The organism is Sulfitobacter sp. 15WGC, assembly GCF_005068605.1.
Classification (GTDB): Bacteria; Pseudomonadota; Alphaproteobacteria; order Rhodobacterales; family Rhodobacteraceae; genus Sulfitobacter; species Sulfitobacter faviae.
The window spans coordinates 241095-249274 of record NZ_SZNL01000003.1 but is presented as its reverse complement, the minus strand read 5'-3'; the positions used below and the strand labels follow the sequence as shown (position 1 = coordinate 249274).

Below are 8180 nucleotides of genomic sequence, written 5' to 3'. Positions count from 1 at the left end.
GAAAAAATGTGGCGGCGGTACGCTTGGTAAATGGCTTTGACGACACTTGGAATTCCTCGCCCCGAAGCGGACATGCTTAAAACTATAGCATGACTTGTGCATTGTAATTTAATCAAAATGCCAGAGCATATTGGCAATAATATGGCATGTCGCACTTTAGCGTCACTCCGCTGAAATGCCACGGTTTATAATGCGCCGGTTAAGAGGCCCGGGCGGTTGTCCCCGTAATTGAGTTGACCACCGAGCTGATCCCGCTCCGTGATTTGACAAGGTTGATCCCCACGCGGGGGTCGGGTTCGCGGTTGTTGTCCGCGGAAAGGCTGATGATCTTGGCCGCGGGATGCAGGCGGGTGATATCTTCCAGCAAAGAGCGTGCATCGCCGTCGGGCAGGGACCAATCAAGGATCACGACGTCGAGTTCATCCTGGCCGATCAACTGTCGCGCTTGGGCGAGGTTGGTGACATTGGTCACCTCTGCCACGCTGTCCAACCCGGTGCGGATCACCTCGGCGAAGTCGATGTCGTCTTCGATATGCAGCACGCGCAACTTGGTGTCCCGCTCCTCCACTTCCACGTCGGGGCTGGCGGGCGTTTGCGCGGTCTGCGCCTCGGCGATGGGGCAGGTGAACCAAAAGACGGTGACGCCGTTGGGGATGCTTTCGAACCCGATGGTGCCGCCTTGGCGCTTGATGATCTGCCGCGTGATGTTGAGCCCCAGCCCGGTGCCGCCCTTGGCGCGGGTGTCGGAGCCATCAGCCTGCGAGAAAGCCTGAAAGATGCGCGGGCGGAAGTTTTCCGGCACGCCGGGGCCGGTGTTCTGGATAAAGACGATGGCCCGGTCCCCCAGCCGCTCGGCGCGGATTTGCACCTCGCTCTCGGCATCGGAGTATTTGCAGGCGTTCGAAATCAGATTGGCCAGCACCTGCCGGGTGCGGCTTTCATCCACCCGAACCGTCAGCGGCTTGTCGGGCAGTTGCAGGCCCAAGGTGTTGCTATGGGTGATCGCAAAGGGCGACATTTCGTTGACCGAGTCGGTGATCACCTTGTTCAGATCGACATCATGGAAGTCGAACTGCACTTCGCCCGATGAGATCTTCTCAAGGTCGAGAATGTCGTTCACGATATGCGACAGGCGGTCGGCATTGCTGCGGGCGATGTCGATCAGCCGGATATGCGCGGGGAGGAAGCGGCTGTTGTCCGTGGTGTCGATCAGCCCCAAAGCGCCTTTGATCGAGGTCAGCGGCGTACGCAGCTCATGGCTGACGGTCGAGACGAACTCGCTCTTGATCTGTTCCAGCTTCTTTTGGTCGGTGATGTCGTTGATCTGAACGATAAAGACATAGCCGCGGGCGTTCTTGTCATAGGTCCAAGAGACGTTGAACAGGCCCCAGCGTTCATAGCCCAGCTTGTGGGTGATGCGGTATTCGGCCTGATAGGTCTGCGAACTGCGGGAATCGACCAGCCCGCGCACCTCACCGTAGAGCTTTTGCAGATCGCCCTCGGGCATCAGATCGCCCAGTTTGGTGTTCGACAAAAGCTCTTCTTCGCTATAGCCGCAAAGGGTGCAAAGCGCGCTGTTGACGCTGTTGAATACGCCGCCTTCGCCCAAGATCGCCATGCCCACCGGGGCCGCGGCCAGCACTTGGCGAAACCGCCGCTCGCTGGTTTCAAGGGCGTTGCGGGCGTGGACGATGTCGGTCACATCGGTCTGGGTGCCGACCATCCGCAGGGCGGTGCCGTTTTCATCGCGTTCGGTCACCACCGCGTCAGAGCGCATCCAGCGCCACTCACCGGTGCCGATCTTCAGCCGGTATTCGGTGACGGAACGTTGTTGCTGCCCCGAGATGCAGGCCTGATCAGTCTGGGTCAGCAGGGGCAGGTCATCGGGGTGAACACGTTTGAGGAATTCCCCCTGCGGGTCGGGCAGCCGCTCGAAATCCGCCATCCCCAGAATGCGCCGCCACGTGTCGGACACCTCGGATTTGCCGGTGCGCAGGTCGATGTCGAAAACCCCGATCTGCGCGCCTTCGAGGGCGAGGTCATAGAGCGCCTTGTTCCGCGCCAGCTCATCCTGCACCGCCAGTTCCGAGGTCAGGTCACGCACGATTGCAGTCACCCGCCGTTCGCCGGTGTGGGTGGTCCAATTGTTGCGTTGCAGATCAAGCTTGAGGTCTTGGCCAAAGCAGGTCTTGCCCGCCGCGTTGACCTGTTCGTGGTCGTGATCCTCAACCAGATCGGTGACGAGTTCGCCGAACTCCATCCCCTTGAGCGCCTCATGCCCATAGCCAAAGCAGACCAGCGCCGCTTGGTTGGCAAAGAGCACCCGGTCATTGCTGTCGAGCAAGAAGATGGGCGTTACCGCGTTCTCAATAACGGCGCGGTTTTCCTCTTCATGGGCGTCGATCTGGCGTTCGCGCAGCACGGCAAGCTCGCTCAGCGCGGCGCTGCGCTGGCGCAGGCTGCGGAAGGCCACGAAGAACAGGATCGCCAGCAGGATGCCAGAGACCAGCAGGATTTCCGGCACCGCGCTATGGGTGGCGCGGTCAAAGCTGGCGGTGCTGACATGGACAACGGTCCAAGGGCGGCCAAAGCGTTCGATGGTCTGGGTGATGCTGTGGTGGCCGGTGGCGATACCTTCGGGCGTGCTGTCGAAAATCCGGTTTTCGGGGGCCGTGGTCAGCCCATCGTAGACTTGGATGTCATAGGACTCTCCCTGAGCCGGGGTCAGCCCGGACAGCAGGTTCGCCCCCACAAAAGGCGCATAGACCCAACCGATGAAACCGGCGGTCTCCTGCGCCGGGCTGTTGTCGGCGGCAAAGACCGGGCGCAACAGCAGGAAGCCGGGCTGGCGGGTCTTGTCCTGCACCAGCAGGATGCGCGGCGTCAGCTTCGGCTCTCGCGTCTCACGGGCGCGCAGGGCGGCCCGGCGGCGGTCTTCGTTAAAGCTGATATCAAGGCCCACGGCCTCTGCATTCGGCCCTTGGGGGTAGATATACTGGATCACCATCTTCTCGGCATTGCCGGTGTCGGGGTGAATGCGGAAATCCTCGATCCCCAGGGCGGTGACCTTTTCGATGAACGCCTCTTCGGTGCCTCTGGCGACGGGGGCAACAAAACCGATGCCGTTGATGCCGGGCAGGAAGCTGTCGATCTCCAGCGTATCGACATAATGCGCGAAATCGCTGGCTGTCACCTCGTCCGAGGCGTTCATGAAGGCGGCAATGCCATTGAGGCTTTGCAAATAGGTATGCATTCGCGCATCAAGGCTTTTCAGGCTTTCCTCGGCGATGCGATCAAAGGCCCGGTCGGCGGCGGCATCATTGCTGCGACTGCTGTAGAGGAACACCCCAAAGGTGATGGCGAGACATCCGAGAAAGAGTATGAATTCGGGTCGCCGCACCAGTTCAAGCCTTTGTTTCTGGCCACCAATTGGCGGCAAAATCTTTCCCCGGAATGAGCGTCGCGCATCGCGGGAGGGGTATGTCCAATCCGGTCATATTCACTCATGGGTCGAAAAAATCAACAAACGGATTCGCCGCGCATGCAAAGCGCGGTGATTGTGGCTTTGCGGCAAAAGCCGCGGGAGGCCGGGCGATTTACGGCAGGGATTGTGACCCGTCACCGCGCGCTCTACCAATAACGGGCCGGGGAGGCGGGGCAGAATATCGGGAGAGAGCGCCATGAACGACGAGACGCAGCTAGAGGGCCGCTATGTCGGTGCGGGCACCGCGGGCTGTGTCTTGGCCAACCGTCTCAGCGCCGATCCGGCCAATCGGGTTCTGCTGCTCGAAGCCGGGGGGGATGACAACTATCACTGGGTGAAGGTGCCGGTGGGATATCTTTACTGTATCGGCAACCCGCGCACGGATTGGATGATGAAAACCGCGCCCGAGGCGGGGTTGAACGGGCGCTCTTTGGCCTATCCGCGGGGCAAGGTGCTGGGCGGCTGCTCTTCGGTGAACGGCATGATTTACATGCGCGGGCAGGCGGCGGACTATGACCATTGGCGGCAACTGGGCAATGCCGGGTGGAGCTGGGACGACGTGCTGCCCTATTTCCTGAAATCCGAGGATCACCATGCGGGCGGCAGCGCGATGCACCGCGCGGGGGGCGAGTGGAAGGTCAGCAAGCAGCGCCTGCGGTGGGACATTCTGGAGGCCGTGCAAGACGGCGCGCGGGAGTTCGGGATCGAGCCGCGGGCCGATTTCAACGATGGCAACAACGAAGGTTCGGGCTTTTTCGAGGTGAACCAGAAGGGCGGGGTGCGTTGGAACACGGCGCGCGGTTTCCTGCGCCCGGCGATGAAACGCCCCAACCTGCGGGTGATCACCCATGCCCATACCGATGGGCTGGTCTTGGACGGCAAGCGCGCGACCGGCGTGCGTTTCACCCATAAGGGCCGCGCGATGCGCGCCGAGGCCGAGGGCGAAGTGTTGCTTTCGGCAGGGGCGATCAATTCGCCCAAGATCCTTGAGCTGTCGGGGATCGGGCAGGGTGACCTTTTGAGCGGCATGGGGATCAACACGCTGCACGATCTACCCGGCGTTGGGGAGAACCTTCAGGACCATTTGCAAATCCGCACTGTCTACAAGGTACAGAACACCAAAACGCTCAACACGATGACCCATTCGATCTTGGGCAAGGGCCGGATGGGGTTGGAATACCTCCTGCGCCGCAGCGGTCCCTTGGCGATGGCGCCCAGCCAGTTCGGCATGTTCACCAAGTCCGACCCCGCGCTTGAGACGCCGGATCTGGAGTATCACGTGCAACCCCTGTCGACCGACAAGCTGGGTGATCCGCTGCACCCGTTCCCGGCGATCACCGTCTCGGTCTGTAACCTGCGGCCCGAAAGCATCGGCAGTTGCCATCTCACCAGCCGCGACAGCGCGGTGCAGCCCGATATCCGGCTGAACTACCTTTCTGCCGAGAATGACAAACGCGTGGCGGTCACGGCGATGAAACAGGCGCGTCACATCATGACGGCCAAGGCGCTGCACCCCTATGCGCCCGAGGAAATCCTGCCCGGCCCCGCCGTGCAGAGCGACGAAGACCTGCTCGACAAGGCGCGCGACATCGCCACGACGATTTTCCACCCCGTCGGCACCTGCAAGATGGGCAGCGATCCGATGGCGGTGGTCGATAGCGATCTGCGGGTGCATGGCTTAGGCGGTCTGCGTGTCGTGGATGCGTCGATCATGCCCAAGATCGTCTCGGGCAACACGGCTTCGCCGACGGTGATGATCGCCGAAAAGGCTGCCGATGCCATTCTGGCGGGGCGGTAGGCGATGCTGACCACGCGGCTAACCAAACGGCTGGGGATCGACCACCCGGTTATCCAAGCGCCGATGGCCTTTGCCGCAGGCGGGCGGTTGGCGGCGGCGGTTTCAGGCGCGGGCGGTTTGGGGATGATCGGCGGGGCCTATGACGCCGGCGATTGGATCGCCGAGCAGATGGATGTGGCGGGCAACCAATCGGTCGGCTGCGGTTTCATCACTTGGAAGCTGCGAGAGCATCCGCAGGCGCTGGAACAAGCGCTCGACCGTGATCCGGCGGCGATCTTTCTTTCCTTCGGCGACCCGGCAGAGTTCCTCCCCGCGATCCGCGCGACAAAGGTGCCGTTGATCTGTCAGGTGCAAACCCTGCGCGATGCCGCCCATGCGATTGATCTGGGGGCCGAGATCATCGTCGCCCAAGGGGCCGAGGCTGGCGGCCACGGCGAGAAACGCGCGACCTTTACCCTCGTGCCCGAAGTCGCGGATCACATCGCCCGCCATGCGCCCGAGGTGCTGCTTTGCGCCGCAGGCGGCGTCGCGGATGGGCGCGGGTTGGCGGCGGCACTGATGTTGGGGGCCGACGGTGTGGTCGTCGGCTCGCGCTTCTGGGCCTCGGAAGAGGCGCTGGTGCATCCCGCGATGCGAGAGGCCGCGCTCAAGGCCAGCGGCGACGACACGCTGCGCAGCACCGTGACCGACATCATGCGCGGCTATGATTGGCCCAAACGCTACACGGGCCGTGTTTTGCGCAACGATTTCACCGACCGCTGGCATGACGACCCCGACGGGCTGCGCGCCGCGCTGGCGCAGGAGCTGCCGCGCTGGCAGGCGGCGGTGGCCGCGGGGGATGCCCGCACCGCCAACGCTTTTGTCGGAGAGGTGGCGGGGCTGATCTGTGCGGTCAGCCCCGCCGCCGATATCCTGCGCGATATCGTCCAAGGGGCCGAAACGGCCTTGGGCCAGACCTTCACCCGGTAACGGGTCTGGGGTCGGGCCAAGGCGGCTTAGCTGTGATCTTCGACCTCTTCGCGGCCCGGCACATGTTCGCGGGCGGGGGCGGTCTCCCAATTCTCGATCACCTCCATCGCTTCATCCGCGCTTTCGACAAAGCGGAACAGCTCGAGGTCTTCGGCTGAGATCGTGCCCGCATCGGCCAGCGCGTCCCAGTTGATGATCTTTTCCCAGAACTCACGGCCAAACAGCAAGAAGGGCACCCGGTTCATGCGGCCCGTTTGGATCAGCGTCAGCGCCTCAAAGAGTTCGTCCATCGTGCCGAAACCACCGGGGAAGACGCAGATCGCGCGGGCACGCATCAGGAAATGCATCTTGCGGATCGCGAAGTAGTGGAAGTTGAAGCATAGCTCGGGCGTGACATATTCGTTGGGCGCCTGCTCGAACGGCAGCACGATGTTGAGCCCGATGGAATGGCCGCCCGCGTCCAGCGCGCCGCGGTTGCCCGCCTCCATCACACCCGGCCCGCCGCCGGTCACGATGACATTCTCGGTGCCGCCGCTTTCCATCGACTTTTCGGTCATCAGCCGGGCAAAGGTGCGCGTCTCGTCATAAAAACGCGACAGATCGGCCAGCGTCTTGGTCCGAGCGGTGTGTTTTTCGGCCGGTTCGGGAATGCGCGCGCCGCCAAAGAGCACGATGGTGGATTGGATGCCATGGGCGTCCAGCAGCAGCTCGGGCTTGAGAAGCTCCAGTTGCAGGCGCACCGGGCGCAGCTCATCGCGGCACATGAAGTCATCGTCGGTAAAGGCCAGACGATAGGCAGGCGCGCGGGTTTGCGGCGTGTCGGGGGCGTCTTGGGCTTTGGCGCGGTCCACATTGGCGCGGCGCAGGGGGTGGCGGTGTTCGTCGGTCATCCTCGGGTCTTTCCTTGGTCTGGGGCTTGGCTCAGGTGGCACGATGGCCGCTTAGGTCAAGATGCCCTGTTGTTCGGCGAATGACCACGCCCCTCATCGCCCGGCAATTGCACCCTAGGCAGTGCAAGGCTATAGCCCTCAAAAGGCCTTTTCATCATTCGGAGACTTGCCCCATGTCCAACGCCCAACTTGAAACCGCCATCGAAGCCGCTTGGGATACCCGCGATCAGATTACATCCGCCACCACTGGCGAAGTGCGCGACGCCATCGAAGAGACGCTGAACGCGCTCGACAGCGGCAAGCTGCGCGTGGCGGAAAAGCAGGACGACGGTCAGTGGCACGTCAATCAGTGGGCCAAGAAGGCCGTGCTGCTGGGCTTCCGCATCAAGGACATGGAACATCAAGAAGGCGGCCCGCAGGGCGCTGGCTGGTGGGACAAGGTCGACAGCAAGTTCAAAGGCTGGGGCGATGCCGAGTGGAAAGAGGCGGGCTTCCGCGCCGTGCCGAACTGCGTCGTGCGCCGCTCGGCCTATATCGCGCCGGGCGTGGTGCTGATGCCGTCTTTCGTGAACATCGGCGCCTATGTCGATTCTGGCACCATGGTCGACACATGGGCCACCGTCGGCTCCTGCGCGCAGATCGGTAAGAACGTGCACCTTTCCGGCGGCGTCGGCATCGGCGGCGTGTTGGAGCCGATGCAGGCGGGGCCGACCATCATCGAAGACAATTGCTTCATCGGCGCACGGTCGGAAGTCGTCGAAGGCTGCATCGTGCGCGAAGGCTCGGTGCTGGGCATGGGCGTCTTCATCGGCCAGTCGACCAAGATCGTCGACCGCGAGACCGGTGAGATCATGTATGGCGAAGTGCCCGCAGGTTCGGTCGTCGTGGCGGGCACCATGCCGTCGAAGAACAACGTGAACCTCTACTGCGCCGTGATCGTGAAACGGGTGGACGCCAAGACCCGCTCCAAAACCTCGATCAACGAGCTGCTGCGCGACTGAACGGAACCAAATACCCCGTCATGGCGTTGAGACCTGAA

General features: G+C 62.6%; 6 protein-coding genes. 4 read left to right on the top strand and 2 right to left on the bottom strand.

The features are described 5' to 3' along the window. Positions 1-199: 199 nt before the first annotated feature. Positions 200-3253: a CHASE domain-containing protein gene (locus FCK22_RS04175; RefSeq protein ID WP_247738133.1), complete on the bottom strand. Its 3054-nt coding sequence runs from the start codon at positions 3251-3253 to the stop codon at positions 200-202. On the opposite strand from FCK22_RS04175, the gene FCK22_RS19070 reads away from it, so the two are divergent. From FCK22_RS19070 to FCK22_RS04165, 3 genes are all read left to right on the top strand, one after another. After that, positions 3248-3457: a hypothetical protein gene (locus FCK22_RS19070; protein ID WP_197470800.1), complete on the top strand. Its 210-nt coding sequence runs from the start codon at positions 3248-3250 to the stop codon at positions 3455-3457. The two genes, FCK22_RS04175 and FCK22_RS19070, sit on opposite strands and share 6 nt — an antisense overlap. 223 nt (positions 3458-3680) lie before the next feature. Next, positions 3681-5282 (top strand): GMC family oxidoreductase N-terminal domain-containing protein, encoded by a 1602-nt coding sequence (locus FCK22_RS04170; RefSeq protein WP_067261069.1) that lies wholly within the window; start codon positions 3681-3683, stop codon positions 5280-5282. Between the two features lie 3 nt (positions 5283-5285). After that, positions 5286-6251, top strand: coding sequence for a nitronate monooxygenase (locus tag FCK22_RS04165; RefSeq protein ID WP_067261071.1), 966 nt, complete (start codon positions 5286-5288; stop codon positions 6249-6251). A 26-nt stretch (positions 6252-6277) separates the two neighbouring features. Here FCK22_RS04165 and FCK22_RS04160 read toward each other — a convergent pair whose 3' ends face one another. Further along, positions 6278-7141 carry a TIGR00730 family Rossman fold protein gene (locus FCK22_RS04160; protein WP_067261073.1) on the bottom strand — a complete coding sequence of 288 codons (864 nt, stop codon included), beginning with the start codon at positions 7139-7141 and terminating at the stop codon, positions 6278-6280. Between the two features lie 173 nt (positions 7142-7314). Between FCK22_RS04160 and dapD the strand changes: the two genes are divergently transcribed. Further along, a complete protein-coding gene (gene dapD, locus FCK22_RS04155) occupies positions 7315-8142 on the top strand; it encodes a 2,3,4,5-tetrahydropyridine-2,6-dicarboxylate N-succinyltransferase (RefSeq protein WP_067261075.1) in 828 nt (275 codons plus the stop codon). Positions 8143-8180: the final 38 nt, after the last annotated feature.

What these genes read in the sequence shown, in the direction of transcription:
- FCK22_RS19070 (WP_197470800.1), top strand. Translation starts at nt 3,248, where the DNA reads ATGCATTCGCGCATCAAGGCTTTTCAGGCTTTCCTCGGCGATGCGATC.
- FCK22_RS04175 (WP_247738133.1), bottom strand. Translation starts at nt 3,253, where the DNA reads ATGCATACCTATTTGCAAAGCCTCAATGGCATTGCCGCCTTCATGAAC.
- FCK22_RS04170 (WP_067261069.1), top strand. Translation starts at nt 3,681, where the DNA reads ATGAACGACGAGACGCAGCTAGAGGGCCGCTATGTCGGTGCGGGCACC.
- FCK22_RS04165 (WP_067261071.1), top strand. Translation starts at nt 5,286, where the DNA reads ATGCTGACCACGCGGCTAACCAAACGGCTGGGGATCGACCACCCGGTT.
- FCK22_RS04160 (WP_067261073.1), bottom strand. Translation starts at nt 7,141, where the DNA reads ATGACCGACGAACACCGCCACCCCCTGCGCCGCGCCAATGTGGACCGC.
- dapD (WP_067261075.1), top strand. Translation starts at nt 7,315, where the DNA reads ATGTCCAACGCCCAACTTGAAACCGCCATCGAAGCCGCTTGGGATACC.